The following is a 15,563-nucleotide window of genomic DNA, read 5'->3' on the forward strand; positions in this document are numbered from 1 at the left end:
CCTTTCATAAGATTTTGGAATAAGCTTGGATACTGCGGGATATCCCTAGAACAATTGCCTAACAACAACCTCGCGTATGAGTATTCCCTGATGCCTCGCTAAAAGCTGCCCAAGTCTACTAATCTCGGTTTAGCGAAACATCGATACAGCTTGTGCGTTTGCAGTACAACAATTGTCTGGGTCACAGTCTTTAATCGTAGTTTATCTACAGGAGATGAAAGCATATTCCCAGTTGGATCCATTCCAATTCTATTATCTAAGGACATCACGCAATACCCAAGCAAAAAGGTTTTAATGTAACTCTATTATTCAATTTTCAAGGAGCAATTTTTTGTTCTTAAATATACTATACGAATATACTATACGAGGTTATGTGAAATTGAAAAACAGCCCAAACACCCATCACATTGATCTCATCAAGAATGTTGATTTTCCCATTTTCTTCTTGCAAAAAATGCGTGATTTTTTTTAAAGGATTCGCAAGTGTCTGTCGTTCCACTTCTGCAAACCTTAGTGTGCTGATCGCCTGTTGATTAGCGATCGTCTGTACTTGTTCTAATATAAAGCTTCCAAAGGTGACAAATTCAGACTGAGGATTTTCTTGAGCTACTTCGAAATCAAATGCAAGCTCAAGCTCGGTCTTATTCTGAAAATAACTTTTATACTCTTCAGGAATAAGTACTTGACATAAAGCATATTCGACTGGCTCAACAACGCCTCCAAATCCTTCTATCACTTTGGTCACAAACTTTTGGAGCTCCATTTAGAGACACCTTCCTCGCAAAAATATTTATCATCAAAATAGACGGTCATCTAATTCTTTTTGTTTTAACAATTTTTGTTTGTTCTCAAAAAGCTTTTCACCTATTTGCTCCATTTCACTTTCTATTTCTTCTTTACTATTTGAGTGGGCCCACGCTTTCATCATGAGCTCAGAGAAGTCCTCTTCATTTTCAATATCGCCAAGTATGGCATCCACTTCCCCTACAACAAGCTCAAACATATTTATTTTACGATCTAATAATTCCAAGATATAGTGTTCGATGGTATCTTTTGCAACTAGATTGTATACGAACACATCGCGCGTTTGTCCAATACGATGGATTCGTCCAATACGTTGTTCAATTGCCATCGGGTTCCACGGCAAGTCATAGTTGATCATTCCATTACAAAATTGTAGGTTACGCCCTTCTCCACCAACTTCTGTACTTACAAGCACATCTGCTTGTTCTTTAAAAAAAGTAATCTGTTCTTCTTTTTCTTTTCGCTTTAATCCACCATGAAATTCGGCAACCTTAAAACCGCGCTCTTTTAGTAGGCTCGCAAGGAATTTCTGTGTTGATTTGTACTTTGTAAAAACAAGCATCTTATCATTAAAATCTCTTAAAATATGAACGAGTTGATTGACTTTTGGATTGTTTTCGTTTTCCATGTTCACAATATCTTGTGCTCTTAAGGAAAACTTCTTTAGTGATTTTTGGTCAAAAATGGACAATTTTTCATTGGCTGCAAGTTTTTCAAGTGTATGATACATGGAGGTGTATGTGCTGCCCATCTGTTCTTGTAAATTTTTCAATTGGAAGCGACTAATCGATGGCGTATCTTCTCTATATTTATTGCGAATAAAACTACTAATATCTTCGTATAATTCCTGTTGTGCACTTGGTAAATCAACTGTTGTTGTGTATGCCTTCCTTTTGGTAAATTGAACATCGACATTACTTCGTTTGTTACGAATCATGACGTCAGAGATTAAACTCTTAAGCCGATCCGAATTTTTAACCTCAATCCCGTCTTTACTTTCAATAAAATTGTTTTTAAAGTAACGGTATGTTTTAAGCTGGCCAGGTTTGAGCAATGTTATCAGATTATAAAGTTCTTCCAAATGGTTCTGAACTGGAGTTGCAGTTAAAAGGAAAATGTACTTTTTGTTAATGCCATTGACAAATTTCCATGCTTGGGTATTGCGATTTCTTAAATGGTGCGCTTCATCGACGATCACCAAATCATAATGCTCATTGAAAATCGGATCACGGTGCTGCTTTCTTTTCGCTGTAGATATGGATGCAATCACCTTATTATAGTGTGACCATGCTTGATCTCCCATTTTTTTAAATGCTGGATCATCTGCTTTTATAAAGTCTTGGTTGAATTTCCGCTTCATTTCGTTTTCCCATTGTTGTACAAGAGAAGGCGGCGTGAGAATGAGCACCTTTTTGACAAGGCCTCGCATAATATACTCGAGCATTGCCATACCCGCTTCTACCGTCTTTCCGAGACCTACCTCATCACCTAACAATACCCTTCCTTTAAAATGATTTATGACAGATTTTACCGTTTGTAGTTGGTATTGGAATGTTTGTGCTTCGCGGATATACGGGAGGCATACTAATTGATCATCTTTTGCGTTGATCTGAAACGCTTGGGCCGATTGGTATAGCTGAAACCACGTTTCTGAATTTTGTTTGAACCCTTTCATGGCATTCATAACGGTTTCCAGTCTATCTGCTCCGCTAATAGACTTTTGCCTCACCCGCTGTTGTTCGGAATGACTAGGAGAGGAAACCTTAATTTCGCCATTTGTTTCTTTATTAATGAATAGATATTCTGCATTATACGGGGAGAAAAAACCCTTAATTCCACGCCCCTGCAAGGTGTTGTCATCCCAATTTATTTTGAATTTGCGTGTAACCCCTTGATCATTGACCATTTCAATGCTTTCATCCGAATCTTTCGCTAAATCTTTTAGGAAATGGCTGAGCGCATCGTCCATTTCCATCGCATTTAAATCTAGCAGTTCCCTATCTAATTTAAACAAAAATTTCCCCATAACGGTTTGCCTCCAACGTGGACAAGATAGATTTGTTTTTATTTTATCATACATTTGCTAGCTAGTAGAAAAAATTAATAGGGTTTTTGTTGCTATAAAAAAGTTAATAAAGCTAGTCTATAAGTGCGTGTTCAAAAAGTCGGCAAATTAGAAGCTAGTCCGTTAGTCCAGCTATTTCTCTACTGGGTAAGTTTTTTTGTCGCTGCTTTTTGAAGTCGGTTCATAATGGCTTCGCCGATCCCTTCCTCTATAAATGTTTCGCAGATAATGATATCTACATTGGTACTAGAAAAAGATCTTAGTGCATCATATAAATGGATCGCAACTTGTTTTAAATCTGCCCTTGAACCACATGCTCGTACGACATCTGCGGTTACTTGACACGCTAATTCATCGCTAGCCAACACCCCAACTTGCAAGCCTTCCTTGTTATTTTCGTTAATCAAGTTCTGGATAAAATTTACACTCCCGTCAACAAGCCAAAGTGGTGCTTCTGGTGCATAGTGGGTATATTTCATTCCTGGTGATTTAGGTTTTTCGTTTTTCTTAGCTAATGCTGGGTCAACCATCACATCGCCAATAACCTTCTCGAGCTGCTGTCTTGTCACTCCACCTGGACGTAAAATCATCGGTAGGTCTCCCGTACAGTCGACAACTGTTGATTCCACTCCTACACCCGTTTGACCCGCATCCAGCACTCCTGCTATTTTTCCATCTAAATCGTGTAGTACGTGTGCAGCAGTAGTTGGACTTGGTCTGCCTGAGCGATTCGCACTAGGTGCTGCCAAAGGGAGATGGCACACTTGAATAAGCGCAAGTGCAACAGGATGATCTGGAATACGGAGGCCCACTGTATCCAATCCTGCTACCACATTTGCAGCGATCTTCCCATTACTCGGGAGAATGATTGTTAACGGTCCTGGCATAAAAGCAGTGATTAATGTTTCAGCTAGTGGTGGGATATGAGTGACAAATTCCTCCATCTGTTGTTTCGTTGCTACGTGAACGATCAGTGGGTTGTCGGAGGGTCGCCCTTTTGCTTGAAAAATCTTGTTTACCGCCGCTTCGTTCGTTGCATCTGCGCCTAGTCCGTATACGGTTTCGGTCGGAAATGCTACAACTTCCTGTTTTTTCAACATTTGTGCAGCTTCCTCCACACTTATTTTTGCTGTGTCTTGATCTATTTGTTGTATTGACCAAACTGTTGTTTTCGGCATGGGTATACTCCTTTTCGATTGTCCATTTTGCATTGTCCACAACCATTATGAAAGAAAGATGCCATATTTGGCAAGCAGAGCTGCACTTATCCTCAGCGGCCAGCATTTTTTCATTTATGCACAGCCTTTCAACAAGTTGTCCACATGTTGGTGTTTGTTTCGTGTCAATTATCCACACATGAGTTATTTTATCCACACGACGTGTGCAATTTATGTGTGTTGTTCATAAGATTGCAAAAAATACATTTATAATGGGGTTCATCTTTAATCAATCCACAGTATCCACAACTGTTTTATCCACAATAAGTGATGCTGGTTATCTTTTCACTGATTGTTGTGGATAACGGTAAAAAGCCTAACGTAACCGCACCTTTATACAATATTGCCTTTGATGAAGTATTGAAAATTGGTGAGACAGTTTGGAAGCATGTATTTCATAAAAAAAACGCCAGACCTAGTGGATAACTAGATCTGGCGTTTTCTGTCAATGAAGCTGCTTGCTTGGAACATTTCACTGGCTGTTCCTGAAAGGCTGCTTTGATTTCCTTTTTTCCTTCTTTTAATGGTTTTACTACAAATAGAGGAATAAATGTCCGATTCCACTTCTACTGTTTGCTTAGAATAATTCATTTTTAAATGGTCGTGCTGTCTTTTGTGGGAAGGTCGTTATCTATATCCATCACCCACCAATTTCCGCCTATTGCTTCTATTTCTTTGGAAAATGACGGTTGTTCCTGGGGCATAAATTGTAGAATGGACAATAGGCGATCCAATGCAGACTGATGGCTGTACACGTAAAGGGATGACGCTCGTTTCTCTTTTGCTAGTGTGATGCTAGACTCGATGATGGTGAGTGGAAACGTTGTAGGTACGCCTTCTTTTATGTATAAGCTTTTCAACCAATAGCCGCCATCTACTACTGGAGCTAAGGCAAAAAAAGCTTGATATTGCCCTTGGTAATCAACTAAATATCCACAAGCGTGTAACGATTCCTTATCGACAAAAGTGTCCCATTTTCCTTCAAAAAAATCTCTTAATACTGCTTCTTCCATATCCAATGTACTTGTTACGTTCATCTACATCCTCTCCCTATCTAACGATTTATATTAGTCTATGATAGATAGGGAGAAATATGATAGTTTTAGAGGTTGTTCAAAAAGTCACCAAATGATAAGCTACGCATCTCTTCGTTGGCTTGCTTTTCCGTTACTCACGTATTAAAAGCATACGCTCCGTTACTCAAAACTGCGCCGCCTCGACCTGCTTGCGACGCACAGGACGTGCTAGTGTCGACGTTGCCACAGGACGTGGCGACATTAGTCGACCTTCTAATTTGCTGATTTTTTGAACACGCACTTTTAGAGGTTGTTCAAATCCATCAGACAAACTCGACACTACGATAGTCACTCGTATTCGAATAAAATCTGTCAAATCCTTTAAAAAAACCACTCGAGAAAGAAGAACTTGACGGCTACTTTTTCATCTTTGTCTTCTTCTTTTGTCTCTGTTTTCTTATCATCTTCTTGTTGTTTATCTTCTTTTTCATCTTCTTGTTCCTTAGCGACACTTGTTCCATTTGAAAAATCTAAAAAGCATAGTGGTGGGAAAAGAACACACCACCAATTTGCACCTTTACCGTCGCCTAACGTAATTAAAATTGCCTCGTATTCGCCAGCTGGATAAATGTAAGGCCCATAAAGCTTTGTTGGAAAGGAAACATTTTTTCCGTACTCGACCTGATACGATTGATCGACTCCTGCTTCCTCTAACGTTGTCCCGACAATTTCTTTCAGTTCAGGCAAACGTTTTTGAATAACTTGTCTTGCTTCTTTTATGTCCTCGATATCCGTTACCCATTTACTAATATATGCATTCACTTCATCACGGATCGTGCGTTTTATCGTTTGGTCTACGTTGTCATCACTATTAGCTAGAATACGAAGCCGAATAGCCTCATCTGGTATGACCTGGAAGGATTCACCCTGTGTTGTTTTTCCTCTTTCACTTGCGCTTGTTGTTGGAAACGAACCTAGTAATATAAAAAATGAAATAACGATAAAAATTGCTTTTTTCATTGTTCCTGCCCCTTTCGCTTTCTTCTTACAAGCAGTATGGGCAGCTTACTATACTTTTAAACTCCTAATCTATTATTTTTTTTAAGTTCGTTCCATTGTAAGTGCTTATTTGTTTTAATTTGTTGACTCATCATAGTACAAGCATTATAATAACCCTATGTAAAGTTAAAATAATCTTTAACTTTGTGAGGGGGTTATAAATGTACTACTCTATCAGTAAAGAAAAAGTAAGATTACATATGAAAAAGCATGGGATTGCTACTCAAAAAGAATTAGCTGAGCAATTAGGACTGAGCAAGAACCAATTATCCATGTTACTTTCTCATAACTATAATCCTATCAAATCCAATGCTCTAAAGCTATGTGAAACTCTTGATGTTCGTTTTGAGGATATAGCTGAACAGATGGAGCTTAATTTAGGAATTGAGGAGCAAAATTCTAAGAAAGTAATATACAAAAAGGGTAAGAAAGAAAATCAAGATGATGGTAATGATTTTGTTGAGGTAAGAAATATCAAACCCAATAAAAAATATAAAGTCTTAGAATTATTTGCAGGAGCAGGAGGCTTAGGATTAGGCCTTGAGTATGCAGGTTTTGAGTCTATTGGCAATGTTGAAATAGATAAACATGCCTGTAATACTTTAAGAAAGAATAGACCCAATTGGAATGTAATTGAGGAAGATATTGAGGAAGTAACTAAAAATGGTATAGAGCATTATATTGATGCTCCTGATGTTGGAGAGCTTGATTTATTATCTGGAGGCTACCCTTGTCAGGCATTTAGCTATGCAGGTAAAAAAGGTGGATTACAGGATGCTAGAGGTACAATGTTTTTCCACTATGCTAAAATCCTTGATAAACTGAAGCCCAAAATGTTTCTAGCTGAAAATGTAAAAGGGCTTGTTAATCATGATGGAGGAAACACTTTAAAGACGATGCTCGATGTTTTTGCTGATATTGGATATACAGTAAAACGGAAAGTTCTCAGGGCATTAGATTATGACGTAGCTCAAAAAAGAGAAAGAATCGTAATTGTAGGGGTCAGGAAAGATTTGGTAAATAAAGAGGGGTTAGAATATCTATTCCCTATGCCTTATGGCTATGAGCTTACTCTAAAGGACATCCTTAAAGATGTACCTGAGTCTGAAGGAACAAAGTATCCTGAGTCCAAAAAGAAAGTTTTAGACCTAGTACCTCCTGGTGGCTATTGGAGAGACCTTCCTGATGATATAGCTAGAGATTACATGGGTAAGAGTTATTATTCAGGAGGAGGAAGAACAGGGATGGCAAGGAGACTCTCATGGGATGAGCCATCATTAACTCTAACCTGCTCGCCTGCTCAAAAACAAACTGAAAGGTGTCACCCTGATGAAACTAGACCTTTTACAGTTAGAGAGTATGCAAGGATACAGAGCTTTCCTGACAGTTGGGAGTTTGACTGCTCAACAGGAAATGCTTATAAACAGATAGGAAATGCAGTTCCTGTAAACATGGCTAAAGCTATTGGACTTTCTATTGTTAATACTTTAAATAAACTGCAGTGAAAAAGGGTAGATGCTGTAAATGGCATCCTCCCTCTTTTCAATTAAACATCATATGTACCTTTTCCATCTGCTACTTCCCTAACCTCTATATCCAACTGCTGCTTGGGATCTAGACTTTTCTCAATCTCTTTTGCCAATGAGTTGATAACTTTGTCCATCAGTTCAGAACTATCATATTCAGATGCAACATCACCAATAGCATTAGTTAACCTTTGATAAAAGTCCTGGTCACCTGTTAGCCTGTACCAAAATTCAGCCCCAATAATGACAGGATACTCTTTAGCAATCTTTTTATAATGTCCACTTAAATCCTCAGGAGCGCCATAAAAGACACCTACAATAAGGTCATTAAATCCAACATTCAGATTATTTGTTCTTGCAAGGTTTTTAACTCCTGCAAAATGCCCATTTATTGTCTCTACATCATCTTTATTGATTGTATTTGGTCCTGCCTTAATTTGACAATACTTTCTCCTGCCATCTACCTTATCAATAAATTCTATGTCAATCCCTGATGTAGTTGATGCAAAACCTTCTAAAACTTCACTACAAAACTTTTGTAGCTTGTTACCAAAAGTAGTATTTATGGATGTACCTAATACTCTTGGATAGACTAGAGCTTTTGCTATGCTCTTAGGGTTATCATTGCCTGTTAAGAAACTTGCTTTGTACTTGTCTAAAAATGGATTAAGATTAAACTCTTTTAATTTAGTGAGCTTTTTTGTGTTAGCAATATGACTAGGAGCTATTTCCTTTCTGAAAAAGTCTTTTGCTTTTTTAATTATTTCATCATAATTATCGCTCATTGAAACCATCCCCTATAATCTTTCTTTGTTTATCATCTTACCATTTCTCCCCTATATTGCCTAGTTTTCAAAGTCATACATAGGGATGAACCGGTATTCGCACAGTTTATTAAGGATGGTCGATATTCGGTACCAATTCTCTTGGACGGTATTTATGCCGAACTAAGAGAAGGCGTCAAATATATAGTATAATATGAATTACCTTCTGAATATGACTATTGATAGTCAGCTACTCGTACTTTTGTCCTTTTTAACGGTTGCGAAAACCATCCGATCCTTCCCATTTATATCTTGTCGCACCTCTACATCGCTGTTCGGAAAAAATCGGCTCACCAGCTCGCCCACCTTGGTGCCCTGCTGATGCCCGATTTCGAATCCGAGTATGGCAGTATCTGCTACCACCTTTTGTGCTTGCGTTAAAATGGTGTGGTATGCGGCCAAACCGTCCTGCTCTGCAAACAATGCTAGCTCTGGATCGAAATTTTTCACGGTATCATCCAATGTATCTTTTTCAGCATAGGAAATGTAGGGCGGATTGGATACGATCACATCTATTTGCTGTCTTGAATCAAGGACTGGCTGTAAAAAGTTTCCCTCCATAAAAATTACGTCTGCCCCCAGACTTACTGCGTTTTGCTTAGCAACCATTAGCGCATCTGCAGAAATGTCTGTAGCGTATACTTTTGTTGCCGGCCACTCCAGCTTTAACGTCACCGCAATGATCCCGCTTCCCGTACCTAAGTCGATCATGTTGATCGGCTGTCCCGCAGATGAAATATGCGCGATATAGCTATTAAGCCCGAGGATTAACTCCTCTGTTTCAGGACGAGGAATTAACACCTTGTCATTCACATGAAAGTAACGTCCATAAAACATTTCATAGCCAGTTAAATGCTGAACAGGTATACCTGTTTTCGCGTGAGCTTTAATGTCTTGAACGAACTTCTCTTGCACCTGTACTGGAATTTTTTCACGCAGTATAGCGAAAAATTTTGAGCGTGGTACCCCTAAATGGTGGCACAACAAAATTTCAGCGACATTTTGCTCACGATGGTGTTCTGTTAAAAAAAGAGAAGCCCAATGGAGGGCTCCCTGTATCGTCGTATCGTTGTTTTCCATGTGTTATTCACCAAGCTGTTCCAATTTTTTTGTTTGTTCTTCAATGACTAATGCATCGATAAATTCATCAATTTTGCCCGTCAAAATTTGATCTAGCTTTTGAATCGTTAATCCGATTCGGTGGTCTGTCACCCTGTTTTGCGGAAAATTGTACGTGCGAATTCGCTCCGAACGGTCCCCTGTTCCGACTGCTGATTTTCTAGCATCATCATACTCTGCTTGAGCCTCTCGCTGAAATTTGTCGTAAATGCGGGCGCGAAGTACTGTCATCGCCTTTTCTTTGTTTTTAATTTGTGATTTGCCATCCTGACAGGAGACGACAATCCCTGTTGGTACATGGGTCAGGCGCACTGCTGACATTGTGGTGTTAACGCTTTGTCCTCCTGGTCCGCTTGAGGCAAATGTATCAACACGGATATCTTTTTCATGAATGTCTACTTCGACCTCTTCTGCTTCTGGTATAACAGCAACAGTTGCAGTCGATGTATGAATTCTGCCACCTGATTCCGTTTCGGGTACGCGCTGTACTCGATGGGCACCGTTTTCATATTTTAGTTTTGAAAAGGCTCCGTCCCCATTTATCATAAAAATGATTTCTTTATAACCGCCAATTCCTGTTGCATTGGCCTCAATGACTTCCATTTTCCACCCTTGTGCCTCCGCATAACGCGCATACATATGATATAGATCCCCAGCAAACAATGCCGCCTCATCACCACCTGCAGCACCACGAATTTCCATAATCACGTTTTTGTCATCATTTGGATCTTTAGGTAATAAAAGTAATTTTAATTTTTCCTCTAATTCCGTTTTCGTATTTGAAAGCTCACTAATTTCTGCTTTGACCATATCGTACATATCGCCATCTAGATTGTCATCAAGCATTGCTTTTGCATCATCCAATTCGGTCGTAACGTTTTTATACTCTCGATACGTTTGAATGACATCTTCAAGATCGGATTGCTCTTTGGAATATTCTCGTAATTTTTTTGGGTCACTAATAATTTCTGGGTCACTTAATAATTCATTTAGCTTTTCGTAACGATCCTCTAATGTTTGTAATCGGTCTAACAAGCTGGCCACCTCTTTCTCCTTATCAGTGTGTTGTAGCGAAAAAAAGACATGCCCATGCACGCCTCTTTCTTTCGCATTGTAAAACACACGTCAGCATTCTTATTATAGCTTAGGAGAAAAAAATCGTCAAAAATGCTCAAGCCCATTTTTGACGATGACGCTAGGGGGACTGTCTTTTTCCCAGGATTACCGTAGATTAATTTACGATTACTTGGACATTGTACTGGTTGGTTGCGCCCTTGATTGCCGATTTAATATTGTTGCTCCAAGCAATTCGTTCATCACTATTTAAATCTTCCTCTACACGTACAGTTACTCGAACTTTCTTACCATCAAATGTAACAGATGTGACTTCCGTACCTGGCACTTCTTCCGCTGCTTCCTTGATCGTTTGTTTATCTTGATTTTGATTCGATTGCTCTGTAGACAATGGCGTCGTATTCTGCTCGATCGGTACATTGCCTTCTTCTGTTGTTTCAAATTGACCTGGATTGTTAACGTTTAATGGCCCTTCTTGCAAAGACTCCGTTTGATTTTGGCCACATGCAGTTAGTAAAAGAACAAGAAGGATAGTGAAAACAGTACCTATTGATCGGACTACTTTGTGATTTAACTCTCGCATGATCATTCCCTCCTCCAAGAATTGTTACGGTTAGTTTTACCATTATGAGTAGAAATTATGTCCAAAGGAGGGACGAATCTTTTTGTTATACGTCATTTCTAAAGATCTGATTATACTCAGTCGAAAATTTCTCAAGAATGCTAACCGTTTAGAGCACTCTTTAAAAAAGATAGATAAATAAAAGGTCCCTTCACATTTTATAGCAAAGGAACCTTTACTTCCCAGGGAGGGAGGTGCTTGCCAGTGGACATTGTTAGTGCGCTAACGCTCATGATATCCTTTGGGATGTTAGTAGCGTTTATCGTTTCTGATAATAACCACAAAAAATAACCCCTCCTATGCGTTTGACAGGCGCTGAGGGATTATTTTTCCAAAATGCTGCCTAGCCCCTCTTGATGGGGTTCGGTCTATTATGACCGTTCCATGTATCAGCATGGGCGGTCTTTATTAATGTATGCAATTATCATCTTTCTATGTTAATTATACCACGAAATCAATGTTTGTACACATTGATTTTTTTACTTTTTTGTTCCTGCAGTAGCATTTTTAAGCCGACATCAGACGTAATCTGTTTTTGTATGAATTCTTACCCCCCTAGTACTAGAAACAGGGTAAACCTGTACGGACATGGAGAGTATCCAAAAGACATTTTTTTATTTAACAAGCACCCGTTTGAGGAAGATAGGCAATCGGTTACAATAAACAACTTTCAATACTTAAATATTTAATTGCTAAATTTCAACATATACGTTACTATACAAATGTTGAAAGAAAATAATAGATTTCCCCTTCCACTCTACCATTTTACACATTCCTTACTTACCTCCGAATCAACATCAAACCCAAGTACTTTTTGACTCATTAAAATCCCCTCCAAAAGGACGTGCTACCATGCCACAATTTGAACAAGCTTTGAACGACTGGATTCAAAAAAACATTGCTGAAGAGAAGAATCACAGGAGACGAGAAATTTTACAGAAAGGATTAGGGCATGGAACCGTTGAATTTCTGCGGCTCATCTGGTTTCCAACCATCGGCAATTTCAATCATTTGTACCCTGAGTGGGAAGTTCGTGATTTCAACAATGGTTACCGCTACCTTGATCTTGCCTACATGCCTGGTGGTGCTAAGGGTGGAATCGAGATTCAAGGATACGGCCCTCATGCCAGAGATCTGGATGTCAGAAGATTTAAAGATTTATGCTGGCGACATTCTTTGTTGGCTTTAGATGGTTGGACTTTTCTACCTATTGCTTATTTATCGATTAAAGAGGAGACTAAACTATGCCAGCAGCTCCTCCTTGCTTTTATTGGCAAATTCATCTCGACTGATGCACCTTCACAGTTAACTTGGCTTGAAGCAGAAGTCATAAGATTTGCTCACCGTACGTTACGTCCGATTACTCCACTTGAAGTTATGAATCACCTGAGGATAGGTGATCGCCAGACTAGACGCATCTTGCATAAACTTGTTGATTTACAACTCCTAACCATTGCAAGCGGAAAAGAACGCGCACGGACTTATAAAATAACTAAGCTTTTTTGACTGGTTCTTCTATAACAATCTATCTTCATTTTTTGTTTTTGGTTTTTTGGGCAACCCTATGCGTAAGCTGAAAAAGCCAGCCTGGGTAAATGCTAAGCGGACTGAGAGGCCGTTATTTTCAGTAATCGGGCTGTTTTCCATGGTTAAGCGGACTCACAGGCTCTTATTTGCTCTAATTGGGCTTATATTGGCTGGATTTTTGGCAATTAACGGCCTCTCAGTCCGCTAAACACTCCAAATCAGCGGTTTTTTGACGAATAGCGGCCTGTGAAGTCCGCTAAAATATGCTTGGCGGACTGAGAGGCCGTTATTTTCACATATCGGACTGTTTTCCTTGGTTAGGCGGACTCACAGACCCTTATTTGCTCTAATTGGGCTTATATTGGCTGGGTTTTTGGCAATTAACGGCCTCTCAGTCCGCTAAACACTCCAAATCAGCGGTTTTTTGACGAATAGCGGCCTGTGAGTCCGCTAAAATATGCTAAGCGGACTGAGAGGCCGTTATTTTCAGTAATCGGGCTGTTTTCCATGGTTAAGCGGACTCACAGGCTCTTATTTGCTCTCATTGGGCATTTATTGGCTGGATTTTTGGCAATTAACGGCCTCTCAGTCCGCTAAACACTCCAAATCAGTGGTTTTTTGACGAATAAGAGCCTCTCAGTCCGCTAAAATATGCTAGGCGGACTGAGAGGCCGTTATTTTCACATATCGGGCTGTTTTCCATGGCTAAGCGGACTCACAGGCTCTTATTTGCTCTAATTGGGCTTATATTGGCTGGTTTTTTGGCAATTAACGGCCTCTCAGTCCGCTAAACACTCCAAATCAGTGGTTTTTTGACGAATAAGAGCCTCTCAGTCCGCTAAAATATGCTAGGCGGACTCAGAGGCCGTTATTTTCACATATCGGACTGTTTTCCTTGGTTAAGCGGACTCACAGACCCTTATTTGCTCTAATTGGGCTTATATTGGCTGGATTTTTGGCAATTAACGGCCTCTCAGTCCGCTAAACACTCCATATCAGTGGTTTTTTGACGAATAGCGGCCTCTCAGTCCGCTAAAAATGCTAGGCGGACTCAGAGGCCGTTATTTTCACAAACCGCTTGGCTAGGCGGACTCACACGCTCTCATTTCTATAAAAATCCATGGCTAAGCGGGACATTGGCGATGCAATAATGGAACAAATGTCCGCTCGACTCAAAATAAAATTTCAACAAATTAATTGGATACACTCGAAATGCTAAGATTTAGCGGTTGCCTGGGTCTATTTGGTACTTCATGGTGATGGCGGCATCTTGGTTCGTATGATTCAGAAGCACCTACTAAAATAATTGGATCATCGTAAGAGGCAGGTTGTCCATTTAGTAATCGCTGTGTTCTACTGGCAGGCGATCCACAGACTGGACAAATCGCATTTAGTTTTGAAACGGATTCACTGAGAGCCATTAACTTAGGCATTGGTCCAAATGGTTCACCGCGAAAATCGGTATCCAGTCCTGCTACAATAACACGGTGGCCATAGTTCGCTAGTTCATCAACGATCTCAACAATTTGATCATCAAAAAACTGTATTTCATCAATACCAATGACATCAATGTCTTGATCTATATTTTTTAAAATATCCTTTGATCTGTCTACAGGAATGGCCAAAAAAGAATTACCATTATGTGAGACGACGGATTCTTCTGCAAATCTATTGTCTATCATAGGTTTAAATACTCGTACTGTCAGGTTCCCATATGTAGCACGTCGGACCCGGCGTATTAATTCCTCTGACTTACCTGAAAACATACTACCGCATATCACTTCTACCCATCCACTTTGCTTCATGACATACACGATCGGGTCTCTCCTTCCAAAGCTAAACAGTGTCTATTATCTATTACTATAACGTATAAGAGGTTGTTCAAAAAGTCACCAAATGATAAGCAGCGCATCTCGGGCCCACACGATGTGGGTCATGCAGGCGTTGCCACAGGACGTGGCGGTCTTAGCCTGTATTCCTTAAATGGCTTGTTTTTCCGTTCCTTGGAAAAGAAACCCGCTTTTCCTGCGTGCGAAGTATATTCAGGGAAGCATTCCTTTTGCTCACGTATTAAAAGCATATCCTCAGAAAAAGAAGAACACTTTTTCTTCGTGCGAGGTAATGCTTTCGAAGCAACAAGCTTTCGCTGCGCTACTCAAAACTACGCCGCCTTGACCTGCTTGCGACGCACAGGACGTGCTAGTGTCGACGTTGCCACAGGACGTGGCGACATTAGTCGACCTTCTAATTTGCCGACTTTTTGAACACGCACTATAAGGGCATAAAAAACAGGCAAGTGTTAGACATTTTGCCTGTTTCTTCATACTTATGGAATTAAATTGATTCGTTTCTTTATCCAAGATTATATTTTTTCTTAAAGCGATCTACACGGCCACCAGCTTTATCAGCTTTTTGTTTCCCAGTATAAAATGGGTGTGAAGCTGAACTGATTTCAACACGGATTAACGGGTATGAGTTCCCATCTTCCCATTCGATTGTATCATTTGAGCTTTGTGTTGAACCACTTAAGAACTTGTAATCAGTACTTGTATCTAAAAATACAACTTTTTGGTACTTAGGATGAAGTCCTTCCTTCATGTCTTTCCACTCCTTTATGCCCTGAATCCCATAGAAACAGAGTTAATTGTGCAAAAAATGCGAGTAACACATCTTTTTACTAGTCAGTTCGATGCATGTTAAACCTTGAATC

13 protein-coding genes are annotated in these 15,563 nt (G+C 39.6%); 2 read left to right on the plus strand and 11 right to left on the minus strand.

The window, feature by feature from the left end; all coding sequences use genetic code 11:
* Positions 1–346 precede the first annotated feature (346 nt).
* The 5 genes from NC797_RS11050 to spoIIR form a co-directional block, all read right to left on the minus strand.
* Positions 347–763 carry a hypothetical protein gene (locus NC797_RS11050; RefSeq protein WP_272436840.1) on the minus strand — a complete coding sequence of 139 codons (417 nt, stop codon included), beginning with the start codon at positions 761–763 and terminating at the stop codon, positions 347–349.
* Positions 764–796: 33 nt separating this feature from the next.
* A complete protein-coding gene (locus NC797_RS11055; protein WP_272436841.1) occupies positions 797–2,830 on the minus strand; it encodes a DEAD/DEAH box helicase in 2,034 nt (677 codons plus the stop codon).
* Positions 2,831–3,009: 179 nt separating this feature from the next.
* Complete coding sequence (locus tag NC797_RS11060; protein ID WP_272436842.1) at positions 3,010–4,047, minus strand: L-threonylcarbamoyladenylate synthase; 1,038 nt, start codon at positions 4,045–4,047, stop codon at positions 3,010–3,012.
* Positions 4,048–4,679: 632 nt separating this feature from the next.
* Positions 4,680–5,123, minus strand: coding sequence for a hypothetical protein (locus NC797_RS11065; RefSeq protein ID WP_272436843.1), 444 nt, complete (start codon positions 5,121–5,123; stop codon positions 4,680–4,682).
* Positions 5,124–5,483: 360 nt separating this feature from the next.
* Positions 5,484–6,122: a stage II sporulation protein R gene (gene spoIIR, locus NC797_RS11070; RefSeq protein ID WP_272436844.1), complete on the minus strand. Its 639-nt coding sequence runs from the start codon at positions 6,120–6,122 to the stop codon at positions 5,484–5,486.
* A gap of 200 nt (positions 6,123–6,322) precedes the next feature.
* On the opposite strand from spoIIR, the gene dcm reads away from it, so the two are divergent.
* Positions 6,323–7,666, plus strand: coding sequence for a DNA (cytosine-5-)-methyltransferase (gene dcm, locus NC797_RS11075; RefSeq protein ID WP_272436845.1), 1,344 nt, complete (start codon positions 6,323–6,325; stop codon positions 7,664–7,666).
* Positions 7,667–7,707: 41 nt separating this feature from the next.
* On the opposite strand, the gene NC797_RS11080 is transcribed toward dcm, so the two are convergent.
* The 4 genes from NC797_RS11080 to NC797_RS11095 all read right to left on the minus strand — a co-directional run bounded on the left by NC797_RS11080 (position 7,708) and on the right by NC797_RS11095 (position 11,287).
* Entirely contained in the window at positions 7,708–8,472 is a 765-nt protein-coding gene (locus NC797_RS11080) for a PmeII family type II restriction endonuclease (RefSeq protein ID WP_272436846.1), read from the minus strand.
* A 225-nt stretch (positions 8,473–8,697) separates the two neighbouring features.
* The gene (gene prmC / locus NC797_RS11085) at positions 8,698–9,591 is read right to left on the minus strand and encodes a peptide chain release factor N(5)-glutamine methyltransferase (RefSeq protein WP_272436847.1); all 894 of its coding nucleotides are present in this window, start codon (positions 9,589–9,591) and stop codon (positions 8,698–8,700) included.
* Between the two features lie 3 nt (positions 9,592–9,594).
* Positions 9,595–10,665: a peptide chain release factor 1 gene (gene prfA / locus NC797_RS11090; protein ID WP_272436904.1), complete on the minus strand. Its 1,071-nt coding sequence runs from the start codon at positions 10,663–10,665 to the stop codon at positions 9,595–9,597.
* A 196-nt stretch (positions 10,666–10,861) separates the two neighbouring features.
* Positions 10,862–11,287 (minus strand): hypothetical protein, encoded by a 426-nt coding sequence (locus tag NC797_RS11095; protein WP_272436848.1) that lies wholly within the window; start codon positions 11,285–11,287, stop codon positions 10,862–10,864.
* Between the two features lie 891 nt (positions 11,288–12,178).
* Between NC797_RS11095 and NC797_RS11100 the strand changes: the two genes are divergently transcribed.
* A complete protein-coding gene (locus NC797_RS11100; RefSeq protein WP_272436849.1) occupies positions 12,179–12,832 on the plus strand; it encodes a transcriptional regulator in 654 nt (217 codons plus the stop codon).
* 1,214 nt (positions 12,833–14,046) lie between these two features.
* Here the strand turns inward: NC797_RS11100 and NC797_RS11105 are convergent.
* Entirely contained in the window at positions 14,047–14,667 is a 621-nt protein-coding gene (locus NC797_RS11105; protein WP_272436850.1) for a thymidine kinase, read from the minus strand.
* 538 nt (positions 14,668–15,205) lie between these two features.
* Complete coding sequence (locus NC797_RS11110) at positions 15,206–15,451, minus strand: type B 50S ribosomal protein L31 (protein ID WP_272436851.1); 246 nt, start codon at positions 15,449–15,451, stop codon at positions 15,206–15,208.
* Between the last annotated feature and the right edge of the window lie 112 nt (positions 15,452–15,563).

The sequence above is a fragment of the Terrihalobacillus insolitus genome (genome assembly GCF_028416575.1).
Lineage (GTDB): Bacteria > Bacillota > Bacilli > Bacillales > Amphibacillaceae > Terrihalobacillus > Terrihalobacillus insolitus.